Origin of the sequence: Pseudanabaena sp. PCC 7367, from assembly GCF_000317065.1 — a bacterium.
GTDB classification, from domain to species: domain Bacteria; phylum Cyanobacteriota; class Cyanobacteriia; order Pseudanabaenales; family Pseudanabaenaceae; genus Thalassoporum; species Thalassoporum mexicanum.
Window position 1 is genome coordinate 840,042 of the sequence record NC_019701.1, and the last position, 23,071, is coordinate 863,112.

Here is a 23,071-nt window from a genome sequence, read left to right on the forward strand (position 1 = left end):
GTAGTTATATATGCTCGTTTGCAACTGGTCTAATTTGTGCTTGATCTCCGCCAAGAACTTGCCTGTCAAGGGATTGCAAAGCCACAAGAGAGCAGGATTAACTTAGTTGCATCTGAGTTTTTTTATTGTAGGGAATAGGAATAGGCCTGGTTTATTGCAAGTTTTTTTGTTTAAACATGAATCAAGAAAAAGTCATTAAGAGGTACTAATGCGCTCTCCTAGTCTTGGATCAACTTGTGCAGTGAATTTAGAACAATGCGATCGCTGGATTGCATATCAAAGATTACAAGAATTAGATATTCCCTGTACTTGTAGGTGTGGCCAGCCTTTGCAAGTGAATTTGGAGAACGCAGTAGCGCTGGTTCAGCTTTGGAGCGTGGTACGACGCATAGAATCATCCCGCCATGACCTCGCTCAGTGGCTCAACCATTGCCTTTTGGCTTCATGAGGAGTGTTGAGGTTCTGAAATATGCAAATAATTGATTCAAGCCGGATGGAGCATGTTGAAGCATTGGTAACTTCGCTGAAGCACTTTTCCAAGGCCAATGGCGATCGCGTGTATGCAGTGTTTGAATTGCCCAGTGGTCAACAATGTGGCATTTGGTCAGCGATCGATAATCAGCTTTTAATCAATTTGCAAGTGGGCGATCGAGTCGTTTTAGGGCGATCACCCCAGGGCAGATTTAAAATGATTCGCCGCCAGACTTAAATACTTGCTCCTCAAATCTTTCTATTTAATCAGAGCAGAAGCGCTAGATTTCCTTCGGTGTGGCGATGCGCAAAGAATCCATAATTGTTAGTTTTAAGTAATTACGTTATATATACGCTCTTAAAAAATACGATCAAACTAAAAACATATGGCCAAAAAATCAAAACTATTAGACAAGCCCAAAAGTAAATCTGTTGCCAAAAAAAGTATCTCTAAAGATTCCAAAACGATTGAAGGGATCTATTTAGATGGATTACGATCGAAAAAAGGGCGGCTGAAGTGGCTGCGGCTCGAAACTGAGCATGGCGAAATAGTGGTTAAGGTGGCAAAGGATATTGCCAGCGATCTACCACCCCAAATCCAAGTCGGCGATCGCCTCAAGCTGGCAGTAGCGCGTAAGGATAGCTATTTGAAGGCGATCCAGATTATGCCGATCGGCCAGGCGATCAATGCAACGGCGCTGGAGTTTCCGGCTCAGGTGGCAGAGCCCCAAAATAAAACACAACCACAAATTAAGTTGAAAATTTGCCGTAAGGGAAGCTGCTGTAAGCGTGGTAGCAAAGATGTGATCAAAGCGATGGAGGCGGCGATCGAAACCCACAATCTGGGCGATCGGGTCACGATTGAAACCACTGGCTGCATGGATCGTTGCAAGAAGGGGCCGAATATTAAAGCTTTGCCGGAGGGGGAATGGTATAGCCGGGTTAATCCTGATCAGGCTGAGGATATTCTGCGGGAGTTGCAGGCGATCGATCGATCTTGATTGATCGGTGGGATGCGTTGAATATTCGCCTTCATATAATTTAAAGTTTTTCCCTGGACAAGCTGGGGGTTTGTGAGTATTTTGGTTATAGGTGCTGCGATCTTGCGCGAACCTGTAGTGAACCACGAAAACCGCATAGTTTCGCGTAAGGGCTCGATCGTCTTTTCAGTGGGCGATTGAGAGTTTTGGACTTTTCTGGTGTTGGGCTTTTGTACTAACATTTAAGCAAGTCCGCGCAGGTTGGGGCTAGAAGTCAGTCTAGGTCTTGGTTTCAGATACCTGCTATTGCAACGCTCCTTTACCCCGCAAGGGGACTGAAACAGTATCGGCCACCAGGCATACCTGATAACAGGTGCTCCGATTGCAACGCTCCTTTACCCCGCAAGGGGACTGAAACCGATCCCATTTTCTGGGACCGTGCCCAGTGGTGCGCCGTAATTGCAACGCTCCTTTACCCCGCAAGGGGACTGAAACTGGCAGTGACCCAGCCATCCGTGTCGGTGCTGTCGATATTGCAACGCTCCTTTACCCCGCAAGGGGACTGAAACACACCATTTGACCCAGCCTCAAAACTAGGACGATGGGATTGCAACGCTCCTTTACCCCGCAAGGGGACTGAAACTTTAGTATAGGTCACGTTTACCGGACATGTCAAGCATTGCAACGCTCCTTTACCCCGCAAGGGGACTGAAACTTTGGTTTTAGTGGTCATTTTTTGTTTAGGCTCTTGATTGCAACGCTCCTTTACCCCGCAAGGGGACTGAAACCAGCACAGTCTTTGGTGGGATGCTGTTTTCATTGGCGATTGCAACGCTCCTTTACCCCGCAAGGGGACTGAAACTATTTAAATCAGTATATTTATCTAAGTAAATCAACATTGCAACGCTCCTTTACCCCGCAAGGGGACTGAAACCTAACAAATTCCGCCATGTGCTTTTTGTCTATACCAAATTGCAACGCTCCTTTACCCCGCAAGGGGACTGAAACAAAATAGCTATACTTAACACAGCGCCCCAACCATCAGGAGAGCCAAGATGTTAAGCAAAAATTCAAAATACTTGATCCTGCCCATAGCGGCATTAATCAGCCTGCATCACCCAATCCAAGCCCAATCCACAACCACTAGCACCACCGTCAAAAAAGCCCATTGCCTCTACTTCGAGGCGAAAGACGACGGCCCCGAATCAGAATTACCGCTCGAAGATCCAGGCTGCACGATCGAAATAGGCAACCACAGCGATCGGGTGATCCATTGGTCAGACGGAACCACCACCAAAATCCAGATCGATCCCGACAACCCCACCGTGAACGGTCGATCGGCCAACATCTTTGAAACCAACGAAGCCGAAAGAATATGCATGAATTGGGCAGGTCAGGTTAATCAAGAGGCGATTTGCTATAGTTTCCTGTGATTGTCTGTCTTATTATTCAAGCTTGATCACTAAAAAATGACCGAAATAGGACTAATTCACGGTGGCTTCGTGGGGATGCGATTCTGGCACTACCGCGATCGCCAAACCAAACACGGCAACTTCGCCGCCTTCAGCGATCTGCTTGAAAATGGCACCGCCGCCCTCCATCTCTGGGCGCAGGCCAACCAAAGCCTAGACTTCTGGCAAGTCCTCGACATCCCCACCATTTTTAACTATTACTACCAAGAACGCGCCTACACCAACAGCGACACCGCCCACGATCGCCTTGGTCAATTCCTGGCACAGCAGCAACCCAGGGCGATCGCCTGCCATTCCCTGGGCTGTCATTTGCTCTTGCAATATTTAAATAATCAAAATCCCCTCCCCGATCGCACCACCGCGATCTATTTTGCCCAAGGGGACTTCGATCGGGACTATGTAATTACCAATCCAGCGATCCTGGTCAGGATCAAACAAGGCCACCTGAAAATCTATAACTACTATCATCCCTGGGATCAAATGTTACTGATTTCGATCGGCGCAAATCGTCGAGTAGCGGCAGGCTTGACAGGCACGACGGAGGGGTATTTTATCGATCGGTTTTTCCCACTGATCACCACGCCTAATCTGCATCAATCGCAATTATGTAGTCGGCAGTTTAAGAAAGAAGTAATGCAAGGAATCTAGGCCGCAAAAAACGCCACCTTCCCCCCATACGCCCGCTGCATATGCTCAGGCTGCAACACCAGATCCCGATCGCCACTGGCAACTAGCTCCCGATTCAGCAAAATAAGCCGATCGAAGTTGGTGATCGACTCGCCCAGATCATGATTCACCACCAGCACAATCTTGCCTGCGGCGGCCAGTTCATGGAAAATCTGAAAAATAATATCTTCGGTCTTTTGATCCACGCCCACAAACGGTTCATCAAAACAAAAAATTTCCGCTTCCTGCGCCAGCGATCGCGCCAAAAATACCCGTTGCTGTTGACCGCCCGAAAGCTGACCGATGCGGCGATCGGCAAAATCCAGCATTTGCACCCGGTCTAGGGCTTCCTTGGCAACCCGCCGCGACACATTCGAGAACCGCTTAAACCAGCCAGTCTTACGCACCCGACCCATCATCACCACATCCCAAACCGTGGTCGGATAAGTCCAGTCAATTTGCGATCGTTGCGGCACATAGGCCACCTGTTCCAGTTGTTCAACCAGGGGGCGATCGCGGTAACGGGCAATCCCCCAGGCCGGAATCAAACCTAGCATCGCCTTCAGCATTGTGCTTTTGCCAGCGCCATTGGGGCCAATCATGCCAGTTAGTTGCCCCGGCTCAATCACCAGATTAAGATCGCGCAGCGCTTCCACCGATCGATAGCGGACTGATAAATGGGAAATCACGATTGATGCATTTTGGGCATTTTGGGCATTTGAGATATCTTGATCGACTGGCTGGTCTGGGCTTGGCGCAGTAGTTATGGCTTGATTGCTTTGATGACTTTGATTACTTTTAGGCTCAAAGCGATCGCCTAGCTGGTTAGTTAGCTTATCAAAACTGCTCATAATTTCTGGTGGGTTCCTGATTGGCTTAAGACCACCATAGCATGAAAAATGAAGCGATTGTTATGCAATAATGAGTCGATAGTGAAAACAATTATGAAGCTAAATTATTAGTAATGACTCAGCGATCGCCCTCTCCTTCGGCCTCAATTCCTGTAACTAAGCAGTTAACTAATCATATCTCTGGGAAACGCCCCACACCGGGTTTCAAAACAAGTTTTAAACAACGCCTGAATAGCTGCGCAAAACTGGCGGCGATCGTGATAGCTGGTCTGGGTCTGGGTAGCTGTGCAGAGCCAATTAGTCAGCAAGTTATCGATCGCCCCGATAAGCCGAATGTGGTGGCCACCAGTACGATGCTGTGGGATCTGACCGATCGCGTGGGGGGGGATGAGATCGATCTGGTGGGGATTTTGCGACCAGGAGCCGATCCCCATATCTATGAGCCAGTGCCCAGGGATATTGTGGCGATCGAGGCGGCGGAATTAATTTTTTACAATGGCTATAACCTGGAGCCTGCCCTAATTAAACTGATTACGGCCTCTGGCATCAATGCCGAAAAGATCGCCCTGGGGGAGCTGGTTGAACCGTTGGACTTTGATTATCAGGGGAAAACCGCGCCCGATCCCCATGTGTGGGGCAGTGCCAGAAATGCGATCGTGATGGTGGAAGCAATCCGCGAATATTTAACCGAGCTTTCACCGGAAGATGCGGCATTGTTTGCGCAAAATGCCGATCAATTGATTGCGGAACTGAAGCAACTGGATCAATGGATTACGGTGCAGATCGCCACAATCCCAGAGAGTCAACGCTATCTGGTCACCACCCATGACGCATTTCAATATTACGCGGTGGCCTATGACATTCCGGTGGCAGGAACCCTGATCGGTATCAGCACCGAGGAGCAACCCAGTGCCCAGACGGTGAAAAATCTGTCTGACACAATCAAGGAGTTGGGTGTACCCACGATCTTCGCGGAATCTACAATCAATCCGGCGTTGATTAAAACGGTGGCGGCGGAAGCGGGGGTCAACCTGGCGGAGCAAAAGTTATACTCCGATTCGATCGGCTCGCTGGATTCGGAGGCGAATAGTTATGTGATGATGTTGGTGGTTAACACCAGGACGATCGTTAATGGATTGGGAGGAAATTATGAAAATTTCGAGCCGAGTGAACAGTAGCTTAGGTATGCTAAGTGGGTTTAGTTTGGCATTTGTGACCACAATAATAGCGATCGCCTTGGCTGACCAAATACCAATAGTAGCTGCTCAGGCGCTACCGAGCGAAACTACATCGATTAATAAAACAAAGCAAAATCGATTGGTTCCCAGACCTTCAGTATTAACATGGCAAGAGTTTACTGCCGAGATCGCTAACGGCAAAGTTAGATTTATTAGCACAACCTATGACTTGCCGCCAACATATACAAATGGCTATGTCTATCGAACTCAAGGGGCAAACTGGTTAGGGGCTTATGTGATTAGGTCGGGATTGAGTGCCTATCCGCAACAAACGGAGAATAAACTAGACCAAATAGATCCCGAACTTGCCGATCGGTTTATGCAAGATGGCAATGCGATTTATTTCTTTTGGAATCGAGGCAATAGCGCTAGGGGCATGAATCGCAATCGGGTAGAATTTACTGAGGCCAAAAGAGCTTGCTTGGGAGCAACTTGCGTAAAAGCACCGGGGCTTAGTAATGCAGAAATTAGGGAGATACTGCGATCAGAACGTAATTCTATGTAGCTAGGATATCAGCAAGACTTAAACCTGAAGTTGTTGCATCGCCTGATCAGGCCCCACTACCGAGATCGCCGGTTGAGCAAAGTAATGCTGCGCCACCCGCTCGATCTCTGCCAGGGTCACTGCCTTGATCTGCTCGGTGAAAATCTCATCATAATCCGCACCTAGTCCTAAAGTTTCATACAAGCCGATCGCGTTGGCGATCTGGGCATTGGTTTGCTTACTCAGGGCATATTGACCAATTAACTTGCTCTTGGTCATGGCTAGTTCGTCCGGCTCCAGCAATCCCTGGGCAAGGCGATCGCATTCTGCCTGCAAGCCTTCTCTGGCGGTCAGGGCATTTTGCGGTGCAGTTCCCATATAGGCCACAAATTGCGAAGCTTCTAGGCGAGTGGGATAAAACGCCGACACCTCATAGGCCAAACCCCGTTTTTCGCGCAACTCCACAAACAGACGACTGGATAGACCACTACCCAAATAGGCGGTAATTAGTTTTAAGGCCGCATAGTCAGGTGAGCCCACCGCTGGAGCCGGATAGCCCAGCATCACGATCGCCTGCTGCGTGTCTTGCCAGGTCAGGGTTTGCTTTGGCGTAAACTCAGCATGGTTACCACCATAACTAGGTAATGCCATATCAACTTGCCAATCGCCCAGCGCAGCTTCCACTTGAGCGATCGCCGCCGCCGGTTCAATCTTGCCAGCAATGCTCACCACCATCTGTTCAGGCCGAAAATAAGCCTGGTGATAATCAATTAGTTGCTGGCGACCAAGATTGCCGATCGAGTCTTCCGTGCCCAGGGTTGGGAAACCATAGGGATGAGCACCATAGAGCAGTTGCTGAAGATGATCATAGGCCACCGAAAAAGGGCGTTCTTGCTGGGATTTGATCGCCTGGATCGTGAGGCGGCGCTCCAGTTCTAGTTCGCTCTCGCAGAAGGTGGGCGATCGCAATATTTCCGCTGCCAAGGCCAGGATTTCCGCGAAGTCATCGGTAATCGTTTTAAAGCTAAGTAAGAAATAATCGGCAGCCGATTCAGTCCCCAGGGAAGCACCGATCGACTCAACTTGCTCAGCAATCTCCTGGGATGAATAGGAAACAGTACCACGGGTGACCAATGACGAGGCTAAATGCACCAGGCCAGCGCGATCGCTTGTTTCAATTCTGGTGCCACCTTTCAAAAAGCAGCGGGTTGCCACAATGTCAGCGGTGGGATTTTCCACTACCACCACCAACAGGCCATTGGCAAGGGTTTTATGATGAACAAGTCTTTGCAGGAGCTTTACCACTGATTGATCTCGGCGAGGGCTTTCTACTTAATTTGCAATTTGGATGATGCGCCAATGACAATTGTAATGTTTGATATGTCATGGAACACCAGCATAAGTTACTGACAGCCACTAAAAAGACACAAAAACTACAAATTGTACAAATTGAAAACAACAAGTTGCCGATCCGATCGCTATGGCCATGTTGAAGGCATTTTTATGCCCACGACTAACTCAATCAAGTTTCAGGAATCTTGCCAGCACACATTAAAACATCTGCATGACAAATGCTTCAATACATCACGCGTATTGTGCAACAAGCGTAATACCCCACAACTAACTAACCCTACTGAGATATGAGATATGCAAATTCTCTAGCTATGTTAGGTGGAGATAGCTATGCTCAGGCTTCTGGCACCAGGCTAGAAAGTACATATTGCCTGGGGGATAAATACTTACGGGCTAGGTCTTGTAAATCGCTGGCTGAGAAACTGGAAACCGAATCACTATAGACATTTGACCAATCGGCACAGAGTTCATAGCAACCAAGCAAGCCATGATAGCCCAGGAAATTAGCCAGTTGATGAGGCGATTCCAACGCAAAGGCAAAGCTATTACGCAGCGATCGTTTAGCTCGATCGATCTCCGCCGTAGTAATAGGTTCACTACTAATCCGTAATATGTGCTGAGCAATACTATGCTCTACTGGTTCAAGGTATTCCGCATCCAGGTAGGCGCTGATTGAGAATAAACCAGGGTCTTTCTGGATCGCAAAACTGCTACCCACATCATGCACCCAGCCCAATTCTTCGCGCAATTCCTGCACCAATCTGGAGGAACGACCTTCCGCCAGCACAACCGATAGTAGCTCTAAGCCCAAGGCATCATTGAGATTATCCACATTTGGCCCCAGCCATGCCATGGTCATACGACTATGTTGCAAGCGTGGGTGTTGGTGTTGGCAACGCTGCATCCCTGCAATGTAGGGGCGATCGCCATTGCCACGACTAGCAATAGAAGTGGATGATAAGCCTAACTGATCTGGACTTAGTAAGTTAGCTGAATTTGCAGTTGAATTTACAAAAGACTGACTGACCGCAGCGATCGCTTCTTCGATCGGCACTGCCCCAACCACAGCCACAGTCATAAACTCAGGTCGATAGAAGCTGCGGTGAAATTGACGCATATGATCGGGCGTAAACCCGCTGAGAATATCTTCCGTGCCCAAGACCGATCGACTGTAGGGATGATCAGCGTAGGCTGCCTGCATCAAGTTTTGAAATGACAACCAATCTGGGTCATCAAGGGCTTGGCGAATCTCTTCAATCACCACTAGCCGTTCCTGCTCAAACTCATCATCAGGAATACTCGCATTTAAGAGCATCTCTGCTAGATGTTCAAGGGTGGTAGTGAAGTTATGGGCAGCGGTGGTGAAATTGTAATGGGTATAGTCATGACTAGTTGCCGCGTTGGTGATGCCACCTTGAGACTCAATAAACCAGTCAAACTCCCCTGGTAGAATTCGCTCTGTCCCCTTGAAAATCATATGCTCTAGGAAATGAGCCATGCCCAGCATATGCTCAGGCTCAGTGCTAGTGCCAGCATGAATCCAAATATCTACCGCCGCCACCGACACACTAGGAACGTATTGGTGGATCAGGGTTATGCCATGCTCAAGGGTTTTGACGGTTGCTTGTGATGCTGTCTTGGTTGGACAAGTAATAGTCACGATTGCTTTATCTAGCGCATAATTGACGTTCTCCCGTAAATTAACTATTACACATTGGTGGATGCTATTGGTATTGAAAGATACATAATCTATGCTGATGCATCTAGGACAAGGCGATCGCCAGATAAGATTGGTTAGGCTAATTGAATCAACCTTTAGGCAAACTTTCAGCCGCTGTAGACAATGCTCAGATCACTGAATCTAATCCCAAAGCTATCTAGGTAATTTTTGATGCGATCGCAAAAACGCGGTTACTATCGAATTAATGTATTTTGTATTTTGTTGATGGCCAGAACAGCGGCCAGGACAGTGGCAAGCACACAGGAATCTTTAAGCAAAGGTTCTTGAATCAATACTGCCAGGATTGAGCCGGAATCGAGCTTAGCCCGTAAATTTTTTGGTCAGTGGTGCAAGGTCAAGGGCATCAGTTGTCGCAAAAAAGGTTAGCAATCGTGCCGCGATCGCGTTAACCCCACCCGCCACATTCGATTCAATATTCAATGGAATCACTGGGTCATGCAAAGACAATCGCAACAAAAACCAACCATCTTCATTGTCGGCAGGGCAAGCCACCCTGATTCCTTCATAGTTATTGGGCACAATCTGCCAATCTGATTGCTCCGTTGCAAAGGCAGTGAGCTTGTCGATAACTTGCTGGCCGTGGGTTTTGAAATCATCTACCCCAATTTTGAGCCGGAACTCTGAGCTCTCGACTGGTTCCTTTAAATTAGCGATCAAGTCGGTCAATGATTTCCCCGCCAGCTTCGCCTTAGCCAGTTCGATCAATAATTTACTGACTAGATACGCACCATCATCCAGAAAATAATTCTCTTTCATTGCCGCATGGCCAGAGGTTTCGATCGCCAACCAGGATTCCTGTCCCGCTTCGTTTAAGCGCACCGCCTCATTGATCACATTCTTATAGCCACGCTTGAAGCGATGGTGTTTGCCGCCCAGGTCTTGCTCAATGAATTTAGTCAGGCCATCGGAGGTGATCGAATCGGTCACGATCGTCGAGCCAGGGTGCTCATTAATTACGATCGCGGCGATCAAGGCGATCAAGCGATTGCGATTTAGCTCATTACCCTGGCCATCCACTGCCGCACTACGATCGACATCCGTATCAAAAATGATCCCAAAATCCGCCTGGTGCTTAACTACCGCATCACAGATCGAAGCCATCGCCACCTTATTCTCTGGGTTGGGCACATGGTTGGGGAAGGTGCCATCGGGGTCAAGGAATTGGCTACCTGTGGTGTCTGCACCCAAGGTTTTAAGCACCTTATCTGCATAAAAACCACCTGCGCCATTACCAGCATCCACAATTATTTTCAAGCCTTGGAGGGGTTGCTTAAAATGCTTAGGGTGATTAACCGCATTGCGGATTTTAGTCACAAACTGATCGGCATAAACCGAAATAAAATCGCGCTTGGTAGCTTTACCAGGGGCATTTGCAAGTTCAAACTTGTTGGCGGCGGCCAGAGCCAGAATATCAGTAATATCTTGCTTATTCAGCCCCCCCTGAGCCGTAAAAAACTTCATCCCATTGCGATTAAAAGGCAGGTGACTGGCGGTGAGCATAATTGCCCCTTCGCAAGAGAAACCAATCGTAACTGTGCTCATAAACATGGCCGGGGTCGAAGCCAGATCAAAGTCATATACCTGTGCGCCCATGGAATTAATCCCCGCGATCGTGGCTTGCATCAGGTCTGGTCCCGACAATCGACTATCCCGCCCCACTGAAATTAATAGCTTATCGATCGGCTTATTCACCTTGGCGGCTAGCCAGGTAGCGAACGCTTGCCCCAATTTCCTAGCAACTTCTGAGGTGAGGTTGACCGATTCATCAGCTACACCCTCCAGGGCGATCCCACGAATGTCTGAGCCATTTTGAAGCTTTTTCCAGTCAAAGTCTTGCATCATTATTAGTTTTTGGATTTCCAAGTGAGGGTTTGGGACTAGCTAGTTAATGTTTTGCGATTAACACCCTGTATTATCGCCCTCTGCTGAAGCTACCTTACTAACATTTGCCATATCTATATAGAAGCATGAGCAAAAAACGATAAATATCTGGCAAAGCGATCGCCAGCAGGACTATCATGGTTTAAAGCGATCGCCTGGTCAAACCTGTCCTTTGTTCCTTGTCTCAAATAGCTACTACTCGACCACGTTAATTATGAATTGGTCGCACTCTTGCAAAAGAATTATCACAATCGCAAATTAAGAGCATCAAATTCATTGTGGTGGACTACTACATGTGAACTACTACGTGAACTACTACATACAGTGGCTTGGGGACTAGAAATAACCAACCTAGAAATAACCAACGGTTAAAGCAATTATAGGCATTACCAAAATAAGATCTGAGATTTAGAACTATGAAATTACTTTTCTTCTGGGCTGGATCTGCATGCGCTGTGATTGATTTGGGCTAGAAATTATTATTTCCCTAAGCTATTGCCATACCAAGCAATTGTGATAACCTAGAAAAGGTCTTTTTTTGGATTCGCGCCTACATAAAGTATAAGAAAATGCCTAAATTAAAAACCCGCAAATCAGCGGCCAAGAGATTCAAGATTACAGGTAGTGGCAAGATCATGCGTCGTCATGCCATGCGTAATCACCTACTAGAGAAAAAGACCACTGCTCGAAAGAGTCGTCTATTTCAGAAGGAACTAGTTGCCGAAGGTGATATCCAAAGAGTAAAGGATATGCTGCCTTACTCCCGCTAAATAGCTAATCAGATCGGATATTTCTTAGGTATTTAGAGGTTCTAGGTGTCGTATTAGTTGCCTTAGCGGTAATTGAAGAGCCAAGCTAAGTCGATCGCTAATAGTTAATTAGTCTGGCTGGTGCTGGCAAATATATTCAGCAATTCACCAGCAAATGTATAATTGCATTCTTCGCATATTTTTTAGAGCTTAAATTAAGAGCATAGGAACATGACCAGGGTCAAGCGCGGTAACGTTGCCAGAAAACGTCGCAAGAAGATATTAAAACTAGCTAAGGGCTTTCGCGGCTCCCACTCCAAGCTATTTCGCATTGCCAACCAACAGGTAATGAAGGCATTGCGTAATGCATACCGCGATCGCCGTAAGCGCAAACGTGATTTCCGTCGTCTGTGGATCGCCCGGATTAATGCTGCAGCCAGAATGCAAGGTAGTACCTACAGTCAGTTGATGGGCATGATCAAAAAGGCCAACATTGAGATCAACCGTAAGATGTTGGCTCAATTAGCGATCGCTGATCCCGATACTTTCAATCAAATTGTGGAAGCGGCTAAGTCAGCTAGCTAGGCTCTGCAAAAAAATGAACTAAATTAGTTTTTAGTTTTTGTTGGCAAGTCGGCAATCGCTGTGGCTAGTAAGTAATTAGTTACATATCCCTATCTATACTAATAAATTAATGATCAAGCATCTTTGTCATGGGACGAGTTGCTTGATTAGTTTTGTTTAGCGTCATTTAATGTCAGATTGATTAAACAAATCGCCATCCAGCAATAGGGTTTTCAGGCATCGCTAACAGACAGCTAACAGAAAGCTGGATTTAATTCCCCTGTAAAGGCTGCGCCAGTAAATCAGCAAGAGCTTTGGTTAGATTTGTTATGCTCCAAAATATTTAATTGATCAGATTTGATCCTGGGGACACCCATATTTATTTTGTCAAACTCAAGTTGCTTCTAGGCTTGCGAGCCATCGCTCAAAAATTCACTGAACTGATCAACAAAGCGATCGGCCAGGATTGCTGCCCGCATTCGTTTGGTAAACCGAATCAGCTCGGTGATGTTATGGATCGAAATCAGCGTATAGCCCAGGATTTCCTGCGACTTGAGCAAATGGTTAAGATAGGCGCGGCTGAAATTGGTGCAGGTATAGCAAGGACAATCTTCATCGATCGGCGCAAAGTCACGCTTGAAGCGGGCATTTTTGAGGTTCCAGCGATCGCCCGCCACCAATGCCGCACCATGTCTGGCCAAGCGGGTTGGAATCACGCAATCAAATAGATCAATCCCCGCCGCAACCGATTGCGCCATCTCTCGATAGGTGCCCACGCCCATTAAATACCTGGGTTTATGTTCCGGTAACCAGGGCGTAGCCGCAGCCACAATTTTTGCGATCAACTCCGGTGGCTCACCCACACTCACCCCGCCGATCGCATAGCCAGGTAAGTCAAACGCGACTAGTTCCTGGGCAGACTTGCGGCGTAGGTCTAAAAATACGCCACCCTGAACAATGCCAAACAAAGCCTGATCACTGCGAGCATGAGCCCTGAGGCAACGCTCTAGCCAGCGAGTAGTACGATCGCTCGCCGCTGCCACTGCTTCATAACTGGCCGGATAGGGGGCACATTCATCAAAGGCCATAATCACATCCGCGCCCAGTTGATTTTGAATCTCGATCGACTTTTCGGGCGTAAGCTCAATCACTTTGCCATCACGGGGCGATTGAAACACCACCCCATGATCGCTAATCGATCGAATTTGACTGAGGCTAAACACCTGAAAGCCACCGGAATCAGTTAGAATTGGCCCCGACCAATGCATGAATTTATGCAGGCCACCGGCTTCTGCCACCAGATCCTCACCCGGTTGAATATGCAGGTGATAGGTATTCGCCAGCACCATCTGGGCATCGCAATCGCTGAGCTGGGCTGGGGTAACGGTTTTAACATTAGCCAACGTGCCCACGGGCATAAACCGAGGCGTTTGCACCTTGCCGTGGGGGGTGTCTAGCTCTCCTGCTCTGGCTTTGGTATGTTTGCAGGTGTGTTGGAGTTTAAATTGAAATGCTGGGTTTAGAATTTTCCGATTCCTTTGCTCACTGGTTTAACTCACAATCTAAAATATACTAGCTCTTATTTGAATTGGCGATCGGATTTAACTTTAGACTCAACTTCGGGCTTAACTATAGATAGCCATACTGGATTTACAACATTTAAGATGAGAAAGCAGCGATCGGCGGGGAGGATAAAAAATTACCAATCATGCAAGTTTTAGCCCTGGGTTTGGATGTTGGCAAAAAAAGGATCGGTGTAGCCGGCTGCGATCGCACTGGCCTGATTGCCCACGGCCTCACCACGATTGTGCGCAAAAATTGGCAAGCGGATATGTCCCAACTCCAGCAAATTGTTGATCAACGGACGATCGATACCCTGGTGGTAGGTCTGCCGTACAATATGGATGGCTCAATTGGCCCACAGGCTAAACAAGTACAAAAGTTTGCCCGTGGAGCCGCCAAACATCTGGGCTTGAAGCTGGAGTATATGGATGAACGCCTTACTTCTTTCACCGCCGAGCAAATGATGCAAACTTCAGGAATATCGCCACGCCTTAACAAAGCAATGGTCGATCGCAAAGCCGCTGCCCTTATTTTGCAACAATGGTTGGAGCAAAAGCGCGATCAAGCACCCTAAATAACTAAATAACTAACTAAATAACTAAGTAAAAAAGGATGCTGAAAACTCATGAACATCATGAACTAAGGGCAAAGCTTAAATATAACAGGGCATAACAGGGCATAACCACAACAAAATTGAACCAAAATCGATCATTTAAACCACTGAAACGACTTAAATTAATGAACCAACAGATCAACTTGACCGATGAAAAAGGCAGAACCCTAGAATGCTTCCTAGAAGCTACGCTACAGGTGGATCAGGTCGATTATTTACTCCTACAGCCCATCAATCATTCGGTGCAAATTTTTGCCTGGGCTGAAGATGACATCCTCGAAATCATTGATGAAACTGAGGAAGATCAAGTCTTTAGCACTGCACAGGCGGTTTTGGCGGAGCAAGATCTGAAGCTGCATAACACAGCCTACACGCTGACAGTAACTGGGGCGTTGCCAGAAGTAGACCCAGAAGAAATTGTGACTGTGGACACCGAAGAAGAGGGCGATTGCGAGGAGTTTCAAGAGCTAGCCCATTTCTATTATGAAGAGCAGGAATATTCAGTCCTAACGGCGATCGATCCGTTGTTGTTTTTTGCCAAGAAAAATGAAAATGATACCTGGCAACTACTTTCCTCCGAGGAGCTACAGGAAATTGAGCCTTACATCGAAGAGCATTTAATTGAAACCAATGAAAATCTCTAAATGGCTATTCTATGGCCTAGCTTTACCAGTGACACTGGTTGCCACAGCCTGGGGGAGTGCGCTGTGGTGGAAGTGGGCTAGTGATGCGCCAAATAATTCTGCAGCCCAAGTAAAAATCACGATCCCGGATGGCACCCCCGCCCAAGTGATCGCCTCGGAACTAGAATCGGCTGGCGTAATTAGATCGGCTCTGGCGCTGCGGATCTGGCTCAGATATTTAGCGATCGCTGAGGGGGAAAGCCAGCCCCTCCAATCTGGCACCTATGATTTGGCCATGAATGCCCCCTTACCCGTGGTGGTAGAGCAATTGCAAGTGGGAGTTTCCACCGAAGCGCGATTTACAATTCCAGAGGGTTGGACGATCGCCCTGATGGCTGACTATTTCGAGGAAGCGGGGTTATTCCCGGCCGCTGATTTTATTGCCGCTACTAACGCTCCGAATGTTGCCGAGCTAAGACCCTGGCTACCGGATGATATTCCCAATCTGGAAGGTTTTTTATTCCCCGATACCTATCAGGTCGATCGCAATGAGGTGACCCCTGCCCAGGTGATTGATCTGATGCTGAACCGATTTGAAGAGGTGGGATTGCCACTCTATCAAGAGGCTGCCAATGCCAATAATGCGGTCACCAGCCAACTTAACCTTAGAGAGTGGGTTACCCTGGCCAGCATCGTTGAACGCGAAGCAGTTCTAGCCCAGGAACGATCGCTAATTGCGGGGGTATTCTGGCAGCGGTTGCGCAATGATATCCCACTCCAGGCCGATCCCACCGTGGAATATGCCCTGAATATTCGCCAAACCCCAGAGCAACCGCTTACCCTTGACCAAGTGCGCACCCCTTCACCCTACAATACCTACATCAATTCTGGTATTCCACCAGGAGCGATCGCCTCACCAGGACTGGCCAGCCTGGAGGCAACCCTGTATCCTGAAGCAACTGAATATTTATATTTTGTGGCTCGTTATGATGGTAGCCATATATTTAGCCGCACCCTCGAAGAACATGAACAAGCGGTACAACAAATTGGCGATCGGATCGATCAACAAATTCAAGAGCAACGTCAGTCAGAAACCAACGCCACGCCGCCAGCTAATTAAGTTAGCTACTCAGTTCAATCAATTGGCACAACTTTTAATAAGTTAATTTGGTCTAACAGCTAACAATGCTGATATTTGATTAAGATATGCTGGTAGTCCAGTTAATCCATGCCGATCTGGTGATGTGGACTTGGGCAGATCTATTTACAATGGCTACTAAGTTATTAAATATCAGCGATCGCTAATGATCTAATCGATCATTTGATCAAATTCTCTAGAACAACCATACAAGCAACACAGTCAAAGCATCGGTTATAAGTGTTTTGGTTATTAAGTATTTAATCAGAACTTGATATTACTAGATTGTCGGCATCATAGTATCAAAGCGCACATAGCCGGCTGAGACTAGCATAATCCGAGACTGATTATGTTAATAAAAACAATCTCCAAACATAACCTGACCACATTAATTGATGTCAATTGGCTATAATTCGAGTTTATTCGAGACTTGTTGAATAATATAGGCTCGCCAAATATTTGTCTTACTTAACTTTGCCAAGCTTGCCCCAATTCAGTTCAATTTGGTTGGCTTCAGAGCACGATCGAAAAACTTTGCTCAGCCTGCATTTAAGCAAGATCGCTACGAAAAAACCTTCAGGTTTCAATCTCATTTCTTTTTTTCACCCATGTTCCCCTGGCAACTGCTTACTCCCAATTTAGTTCTCGCTCAACCGATCTGGTCGCTGAGTCATGACACCCTTGCCCACCATCAGATCAAGGGCATGATCCTGGATGTGGACAATACGATTATCAGTAACGATCGCCTGGAGGTCTGCCCCCAGGTGGTGGAATGGATCGCTACGATGAAGCAACACCATAAGATCTGGCTGATCAGCAACAATTTCAGCAATAAACGAATTAAATACATTGCCGAGAGCTTAGACTTGCCCTATCGATCGCGGGCGGTCAAACCTTCGCGGCGGGCGATTCGCTATGCCATCAAAGATATGAACCTGGAACCGGAGCAAGTGGCGATGATTGGCGATCGCTTGTTCACCGATACGATCGCTGGTAATCGACTGGGGATGTTTACGATCCTGGTGCCACCAATTAGCGACAATAAGGGCGGTGACCCTTCCTGGGTGGCGAAGCAATCGCACCATTTGCGGGATTGGGAGATCTGGCTAGCGCGGAAGTGGGGCGTGAATTTGGGTAAGGATACTAGCTCTTAAATTCTTATAAATTAGCTGAATTAGCTGAATTAGCGACCATGAAACCTATGAAACCTATAAATAAAGGCGATCGGCTGCATCACCTTTTTGTAGCCACCTAGCAAAAACAACCAGATCACATCCGCCAGCCAGTGAATCACGATCGTCTTGCTATACTTCTATACTGACCTGATTTAAATCACACATCCGCAAAATCAGGCAATGTTTAGTGAGCTTAATTATTTAATCTTAATAACTGAGAGAGCCTTTAAACATGCGATCGCACTGTAATCGCACTGTAATCGCACTGTATAAGGTCCATATAATCCATATAAGCCTCTCAACCAAATCGATAGCCCTTGCCATACACCGTAGCGATCAAGGAAGACTTGGCATTACCATCAATTTTGCGCCGTAATAGCCTAATCTGCGCCACCAGCGCATTACTCACTGGAGTTTCATCCGGTGACCACAGGTGCTGTTGAATCTGCTCATGGGTCAACAATTGATTGGGATGGCGCATAAAATATTCCAGCAGTTGATATTCCTTTTCCGACAGGGCGATCGGCTGGCCCCGACGATAGGCAACTTGATTATTGCGATCGAGTTCAAGATCCTTGTAGGTCAGGCGTTGGGTTTCCACAATCGGCGATCGTCTCAGCAATGCCCTCACCCTGGCCAACAACTCCCGCAGCTCAAATGGTTTAACCAAATAATCATCCGCGCCGCTATCTAAACCCGCCACCCGATCGTCGAGGGTATCCTTGGCCGTCAGAAACAAAACCGGCGTACTATCACCCACCTGGCGCAAATGCTGACAAATTTCGATCCCCGACATGTCCGCCATCATCCAATCCAGAATCAGCAGGTCATAGCCACCCGATCGCGCCATTTCCCAGCCCTGCTTACCATTGCTAGCAATATCCACCCCATAACCCTGATTGGTTAATACTTGCTGGAGCGGTGCAATTAACTCTTCTTCGTCATCAACTAGCAATAAACGCATGATTTCGCTATTTTGTTATTATTCTAATCATGATCCATTTTGACTTAACTAAGGAATGGATTAATGATTAGTCAAGATTACATATGCTGGATGGGTGCATATGATACATTTGATTCCTGACAAATAATACTGTAGGCATTTCTGTAAATGCGGCAACCCGCCTAATCATGCCAAACTGCGATCGAGTTTATGTAAACTAGAGCCTAATCTGAGTAATAGAGGCTAACATATTAATTAGCAGTAATAGATAAATTAAAAGCTATGAACCCAATACTAAAGACCAAAATAGAAGGTCAAATTAAAAACAATAAGATTATGATCTACATGAAGGGCAATCCACAAATGCCCCAGTGTGGATTCTCTGCCGCCGCTGTGGATGTGTTGAAATCGATCGGCCAACCCTTTGAATCGGTCGATGTGCTAGAAGATCCAGAAATTCGCCAGGGGATCAAAGAATACTCCAATTGGCCTACTATTCCCCAAATCTATGTGGATGGCGAGTTTATTGGTGGTTGCGACATTATGCTGGAAATGCACCAGCGGGGCGAATTGGCTCCCTTGATTAATGAAGCCACCGGTAGCCCTGAACCTGCCTGAGTTTTGTTGAGTTGCGATGGCGATCGATTAGGTTAACTATTTGGTTAGCTTTGGCTTCGGATCGCAATATTTTTTGAGCAATCGAGAGGTATTAATTAAGCAAAGGCAAACCCACTCCTGGTTTTGGGGTGGGCTTGTTTTTTATTTCTATGGTGTGGTGTTCTATGGGAAGCCGCTTTAGCTTAAGGTATCGCTACGACAAGCTTGAGATGGTTCCTGAAATCACTTGAATCAGATCAAATAAATCCAATGAATTGCAAACCAGAAATTGTTTGTCTTAATCGATATATTAATATCACCAGCTAATGTCTAGAAATCATCCCGTTGACTAAAATTGATATCTCGATCGGTGGTAATCACAATTGGATCATCGGCTTCGATCACCGTAACTCTGGGCGCAGTTACATTACCCACAATCACGCCAGCGGCAGCACCGGCCAGAACTTCTTCGGTGGCAATCGCCCGATCGCCTAGCACTCCAGACAGTACCGCTGCACCAGCCGCACCGATCGCTGCATCAGTTGCAATTGAACCAGTATTAACCTGGCGTGGATCTTTAACATCAGTAATCAACTCTGATTCACCACTGAGCGAAACACTAGCACCGCGACTAGACAAAGTGCTGGCCACAAACCGCGAGCCACCATCAACGGGTACAAATTGCCCTTCAACAAATGCACCAGCGGGAATTAGCACTACGCCACTATTGGTAGCTCGCACGTCTCGATCGATCCGCAGGCGCACCGAGATAGTCTCGCCATTGTTGATGTACAGGGTTTGATCATCGACCAGCTTGGCGACCAGGGGCTGCCCCGCCGGAACAGTGTAATCAGTCCTAAACACCTGAGCATAGCGATCTTGGCCATAGCGATCGGTGGCATTGGGCGGATTAGAGCGATTCCTTACCGCCGTATTTCTGGTGGTAGCCTGACTAATCTGATTAAACTGATTAAATTGACTAGTACGATAGCGGCGAGGGGCGGCATTAGCAGCACTGAGGCCGAATGCTAGCCAGGGAGCGGCGATCAACGCCAATAAAGGTGTAAATTTAGCTTTCATAGGATTCAGCTAAGCCATCCGGCTAGCAATGTAGTTCGCAATGTGGTCTATGTTGGTTGTAAATGACGATCGCTATTGGCATTTTGTTCCATAAACTCAGGCTTGCTCACCTTGGCCAAGACCTCTTGCAGAAACTCCCCTTCGATTACTTCATCTTCAAGTAGCTTCTCAGAGACAGTCTCTAGCAATTCACGGTTTTCGCGCAAGATGGCGATCGCACTTTGGTGTGCTGATTCAACAATATCTTTAATCTCTTTGTCAATCAGTTGAGCCGTTGCGGGACTCAATTCACGCCCAGTATTATTGCCACCACCGAGGAAACTATTGCTCTGTTGTTGATAGGCCAATGGCCCTAAGATTTCGCTCATGCCATAGTTGGTCACCATTTGTTGCGCCATCTCCGTGGCTCGCTGCAAGTCATTGGCGGCACCAGTGGTGATGCTGTTGAAGATAATTTCTTCCGCCGATCGGCCGCCCAGCAGCACCGCAATTTGGGCTTGCAATTCTTCTTTGCTCATCAAGAAGCGATCTTCGGTAGGAATTTGCAGGGTATAACCCAGCGCAGCCATGCCACGCGGTACGATCGAGATTTTCTCAACCCTGCCGCTACCAGGACTCAACGCCCCTACCAGGGCATGACCAACTTCGTGATAGGCGACGATTTTCTTTTCTTTGTCGCTTAATACCCGACTCTTTTTCTCTAGGCCAGCAACAACACGCTCAACCGCTTCGGAGAAATCAGCTAAGGTGACATTTTTGCGGCCAGCACGGGCAGCCAACAATGCAGCCTCATTGACCAAGTTAGCCAAATCAGCACCAGAGAAACCAGAGGTGCGACCAGCTACCACCTTAAGATCGATTTCCGGATCAAGGGTAACTTTCTTGGCATGGATTTTAAGGATCGCTTCGCGGCCAGACTTATCAGGGCGATCGACCAGCACCTGGCGATCAAAGCGACCAGGACGTAGCAACGCCGGGTCGAGGATTTCTGGACGGTTAGTGGCAGCCAACACAATCACGGTGGTGCCATCGTCGGTGAAGCCATCCATCTCGGTCAGCAATTGATTCAAGGTCTGTTCGCGCTCATCATTACCGCCCAACATGCCACCAGAAGCCCGTGACTTACCGATCGCATCAAGCTCGTCGATAAACACAATACAGGGCGATTGTTTTTTGGCCTGTTCAAATAAATCTCTTACCCGCGAGGAACCAACCCCTACAAATAGTTCAATAAATTCACTACCAGAAATACTAAAGAACGGCACACCAGCTTCACCGGCGACAGCCTTGGCCAGCAGAGTTTTACCAGTTCCAGGAGGGCCTACTAGCAACACCCCTTTGGGAATTTGCGCACCAATGCTGGTATATTTCTCTGGGGTTTTGAGGAATTCAACCACCTCAACCAGTTCGGTTTTGGCTTCATCTACACCTGCCACATCATCAAACCGGATTCCAGGCGCATCACCTTCCACATACACCTTCGCCTTGCTGCGACCAATCTGCAAGCCACCGGGCATCCCACCACCAGCCCCACGGCGGGCAAATAGCTGGAAAATACCCACAAAAATCACTGGCGGAATAATCCAACCTAGCAAGGTGGTAAACCAGTTGCCACGCTGAGGGGGCTGAGCCGCAAACTCAACCTTATTCGATTCGAGCATCTTGGGTAGTTCGAGATCAAAAATCGGCGTAGTTGCCAGCACTTCGCTATCTTTGCTTTCAATCCCGTCTTTTAACTTGTAACGAATCTGATCTTGCCCGACATAGGCCTTTTCTACCTTGCCAGATTTGACCTGATGCACAAACATACTATAAGGAACCTGGGGAATTTGTGGCCCCGATACCAGGGGAAACACCAGATTGAATATTAATAATCCTGCTCCAATTAGCAACAATATGTTGCCTATGTTCCAAGAGCGAGGACCTTTGGGATCTTCGTTTCTAATCGGCATATGCTTTATTTCTTGTTTATTTTCTAATAAAAATTATAGGGAGGCGATCGTATATAGCCCCAGTACCGCTTGGTATAGTTTTGGACAGCCAAAGTAATTAGATTTTTGGATCTAAAATTACGCTCTGTCTCAACAATATTACCTATGGTCTAATCTATCCTAAGGATTAGAATTTCTTATGGTAATTGCCACAGCCAGGCCGATCGCTATTTCCAAACTTCAGCGCTAGCGAAACATTTGGGCATAGGGTTATCATAGTAATCAATCGACAATTGAATATCGATGGATTCATATATCTATTATCTATATCGATTCTTAATGCCTTAATTTGCCTTAACCAGTAGGTTTAGAGTTTAAATAATTTCATTTTTAACCTGCAATCAAGCCAATTAGCGCAATTTGGATTTTGGCAATTGATTTAACTTAGTACAATTAACTTATCTAAGTTAAGCAAACTATTATGCAGCTATTTCTAAGCCATTGATTCTACTAGTTTGGGCTACTAGAAATCTTAGATATTCAGGTTAATTGATGCCAGGATATGAAGGGTTCAACATCTATGATTGAAGCTTAGTTGCATATTTCCATTAAGTAGCATTTAAGTGGCATTTAAGTAGCATTAATGTAATTAAGCAGATCAAGGGCTAACAGCATCAACCGAGTAAGTTAATCCAAATCGCCTAATTTTAGGTGCCTAATTTAGGGATGTTAACGTCAGCACCAAACATCCAAATACAATAGCCATATTTAGGACTAATAGCAGATCAATAGCGGTTAGCAATAATGCTGATTTTCTAGCTATGCCACTTATGGCAATGCCAAACAATTAAATTGTTTACTAATTAGTTGGCGATCGCTGCTAAATTTTAAATTAGCTTATTCAAACAAATCAACTGAATTAGCTAGCCGTAAATATTTAATTGACAGTGAGTGAATG

At 46.9% G+C, this 23,071-nt stretch carries 22 protein-coding genes and 1 CRISPR repeat array; of the genes, 14 read left to right on the forward strand and 8 right to left on the reverse strand.

The genetic code is table 11. The annotated features are described in order from the left end of the window. Window positions 1–208: 208 nt before the first annotated feature. The 5 genes from PSE7367_RS23125 to PSE7367_RS03230 all read left to right on the forward strand — a co-directional run bounded on the left by PSE7367_RS23125 (window position 209) and on the right by PSE7367_RS03230 (window position 3,571). Entirely contained in the window at window positions 209–448 is a 240-nt protein-coding gene (locus tag PSE7367_RS23125; protein WP_015163926.1) for an Asr1405/Asl0597 family protein, read from the forward strand. Between the two features lie 21 nt (window positions 449–469). Then, window positions 470–709, forward strand: coding sequence for a hypothetical protein (locus PSE7367_RS03215; RefSeq protein ID WP_015163927.1), 240 nt, complete (start codon window positions 470–472; stop codon window positions 707–709). A 148-nt stretch (window positions 710–857) separates the two neighbouring features. Further along, window positions 858–1,472, forward strand: a complete 615-nt coding sequence (locus PSE7367_RS03220) for a (2Fe-2S) ferredoxin domain-containing protein (RefSeq protein ID WP_015163928.1) — start codon at window positions 858–860, stop codon at window positions 1,470–1,472. A gap of 284 nt (window positions 1,473–1,756) precedes the next feature. Continuing rightward, window positions 1,757–2,459: direct repeats of the CRISPR family, unit length 37 nt; unit sequence ATTGCAACGCTCCTTTACCCCGCAAGGGGACTGAAAC. Between the two features lie 47 nt (window positions 2,460–2,506). Further along, complete coding sequence (locus PSE7367_RS03225; protein WP_015163929.1) at window positions 2,507–2,884, forward strand: hypothetical protein; 378 nt, start codon at window positions 2,507–2,509, stop codon at window positions 2,882–2,884. A gap of 36 nt (window positions 2,885–2,920) precedes the next feature. After that, on the forward strand, window positions 2,921–3,571 hold the full coding sequence (locus PSE7367_RS03230) for a hypothetical protein (protein WP_015163930.1): 651 nt from the start codon (window positions 2,921–2,923) through the stop codon (window positions 3,569–3,571). On the opposite strand, the gene PSE7367_RS03235 is transcribed toward PSE7367_RS03230, so the two are convergent. Further along, window positions 3,568–4,440 (reverse strand): metal ABC transporter ATP-binding protein, encoded by an 873-nt coding sequence (locus tag PSE7367_RS03235; RefSeq protein WP_015163931.1) that lies wholly within the window; start codon window positions 4,438–4,440, stop codon window positions 3,568–3,570. The genes PSE7367_RS03230 and PSE7367_RS03235 overlap by 4 nt on opposite strands. 113 nt (window positions 4,441–4,553) lie before the next feature. Between PSE7367_RS03235 and PSE7367_RS03240 the strand changes: the two genes are divergently transcribed. Both PSE7367_RS03240 and PSE7367_RS03245 read left to right on the forward strand, forming a co-directional pair. Further along, window positions 4,554–5,618, forward strand: coding sequence for a metal ABC transporter solute-binding protein, Zn/Mn family (locus PSE7367_RS03240; protein ID WP_015163932.1), 1,065 nt, complete (start codon window positions 4,554–4,556; stop codon window positions 5,616–5,618). Beyond that, on the forward strand, window positions 5,590–6,183 hold the full coding sequence (locus tag PSE7367_RS03245; RefSeq protein WP_156800332.1) for a hypothetical protein: 594 nt from the start codon (window positions 5,590–5,592) through the stop codon (window positions 6,181–6,183). The genes PSE7367_RS03240 and PSE7367_RS03245 overlap by 29 nt, the downstream gene beginning before the upstream one ends. 18 nt (window positions 6,184–6,201) lie before the next feature. On the opposite strand, the gene PSE7367_RS03250 is transcribed toward PSE7367_RS03245, so the two are convergent. From PSE7367_RS03250 to PSE7367_RS03260, 3 genes are all read right to left on the reverse strand, one after another. Next, entirely contained in the window at window positions 6,202–7,467 is a 1,266-nt protein-coding gene (locus tag PSE7367_RS03250; protein WP_015163934.1) for a M16 family metallopeptidase, read from the reverse strand. Between the two features lie 382 nt (window positions 7,468–7,849). Continuing rightward, window positions 7,850–9,175 carry a M16 family metallopeptidase gene (locus tag PSE7367_RS03255; protein ID WP_015163935.1) on the reverse strand — a complete coding sequence of 442 codons (1,326 nt, stop codon included), beginning with the start codon at window positions 9,173–9,175 and terminating at the stop codon, window positions 7,850–7,852. A gap of 381 nt (window positions 9,176–9,556) precedes the next feature. After that, complete coding sequence (locus tag PSE7367_RS03260) at window positions 9,557–11,095, reverse strand: phosphomannomutase/phosphoglucomutase (RefSeq protein ID WP_041698315.1); 1,539 nt, start codon at window positions 11,093–11,095, stop codon at window positions 9,557–9,559. Between the two features lie 611 nt (window positions 11,096–11,706). Between PSE7367_RS03260 and rpmI the strand changes: the two genes are divergently transcribed. Both rpmI and rplT read left to right on the forward strand, forming a co-directional pair. Beyond that, entirely contained in the window at window positions 11,707–11,907 is a 201-nt protein-coding gene (gene rpmI / locus PSE7367_RS03265; protein ID WP_015163937.1) for a 50S ribosomal protein L35, read from the forward strand. Window positions 11,908–12,117: 210 nt separating this feature from the next. Then, window positions 12,118–12,471 (forward strand): 50S ribosomal protein L20, encoded by a 354-nt coding sequence (gene rplT, locus PSE7367_RS03270; protein WP_015163938.1) that lies wholly within the window; start codon window positions 12,118–12,120, stop codon window positions 12,469–12,471. A gap of 383 nt (window positions 12,472–12,854) precedes the next feature. Here rplT and tgt read toward each other — a convergent pair whose 3' ends face one another. Continuing rightward, complete coding sequence (gene tgt, locus PSE7367_RS03275) at window positions 12,855–13,976, reverse strand: tRNA guanosine(34) transglycosylase Tgt (protein ID WP_015163939.1); 1,122 nt, start codon at window positions 13,974–13,976, stop codon at window positions 12,855–12,857. Window positions 13,977–14,158: 182 nt separating this feature from the next. Between tgt and ruvX the strand changes: the two genes are divergently transcribed. From ruvX to PSE7367_RS03295, 4 genes are all read left to right on the forward strand, one after another. Continuing rightward, window positions 14,159–14,587 (forward strand): Holliday junction resolvase RuvX, encoded by a 429-nt coding sequence (gene ruvX, locus PSE7367_RS03280; protein WP_015163940.1) that lies wholly within the window; start codon window positions 14,159–14,161, stop codon window positions 14,585–14,587. A 164-nt stretch (window positions 14,588–14,751) separates the two neighbouring features. After that, on the forward strand, window positions 14,752–15,270 hold the full coding sequence (locus PSE7367_RS03285) for a DUF3727 domain-containing protein (protein WP_015163941.1): 519 nt from the start codon (window positions 14,752–14,754) through the stop codon (window positions 15,268–15,270). After that, entirely contained in the window at window positions 15,257–16,369 is a 1,113-nt protein-coding gene (gene mltG, locus PSE7367_RS03290; RefSeq protein ID WP_015163942.1) for an endolytic transglycosylase MltG, read from the forward strand. Before PSE7367_RS03285 ends, mltG begins: the two co-directional genes overlap by 14 nt. Window positions 16,370–16,995: 626 nt before the next feature. Continuing rightward, entirely contained in the window at window positions 16,996–17,541 is a 546-nt protein-coding gene (locus PSE7367_RS03295; RefSeq protein WP_015163943.1) for a YqeG family HAD IIIA-type phosphatase, read from the forward strand. Window positions 17,542–17,860: 319 nt separating this feature from the next. On the opposite strand, the gene rppA is transcribed toward PSE7367_RS03295, so the two are convergent. Next, the gene (rppA, locus tag PSE7367_RS03300) at window positions 17,861–18,526 is read right to left on the reverse strand and encodes a two-component system response regulator RppA (protein ID WP_015163944.1); all 666 of its coding nucleotides are present in this window, start codon (window positions 18,524–18,526) and stop codon (window positions 17,861–17,863) included. A 261-nt stretch (window positions 18,527–18,787) separates the two neighbouring features. On the opposite strand from rppA, the gene grxD reads away from it, so the two are divergent. Further along, the gene (gene grxD / locus PSE7367_RS03305; RefSeq protein ID WP_015163945.1) at window positions 18,788–19,123 is read left to right on the forward strand and encodes a Grx4 family monothiol glutaredoxin; all 336 of its coding nucleotides are present in this window, start codon (window positions 18,788–18,790) and stop codon (window positions 19,121–19,123) included. 309 nt (window positions 19,124–19,432) lie between these two features. On the opposite strand, the gene PSE7367_RS20055 is transcribed toward grxD, so the two are convergent. Further along, the gene (locus PSE7367_RS20055) at window positions 19,433–20,182 is read right to left on the reverse strand and encodes a hypothetical protein (protein WP_015163946.1); all 750 of its coding nucleotides are present in this window, start codon (window positions 20,180–20,182) and stop codon (window positions 19,433–19,435) included. Window positions 20,183–20,229: 47 nt separating this feature from the next. Further along, window positions 20,230–22,134, reverse strand: a complete 1,905-nt coding sequence (gene ftsH / locus PSE7367_RS03315; protein WP_015163947.1) for an ATP-dependent zinc metalloprotease FtsH — start codon at window positions 22,132–22,134, stop codon at window positions 20,230–20,232. Window positions 22,135–23,071: the final 937 nt, after the last annotated feature.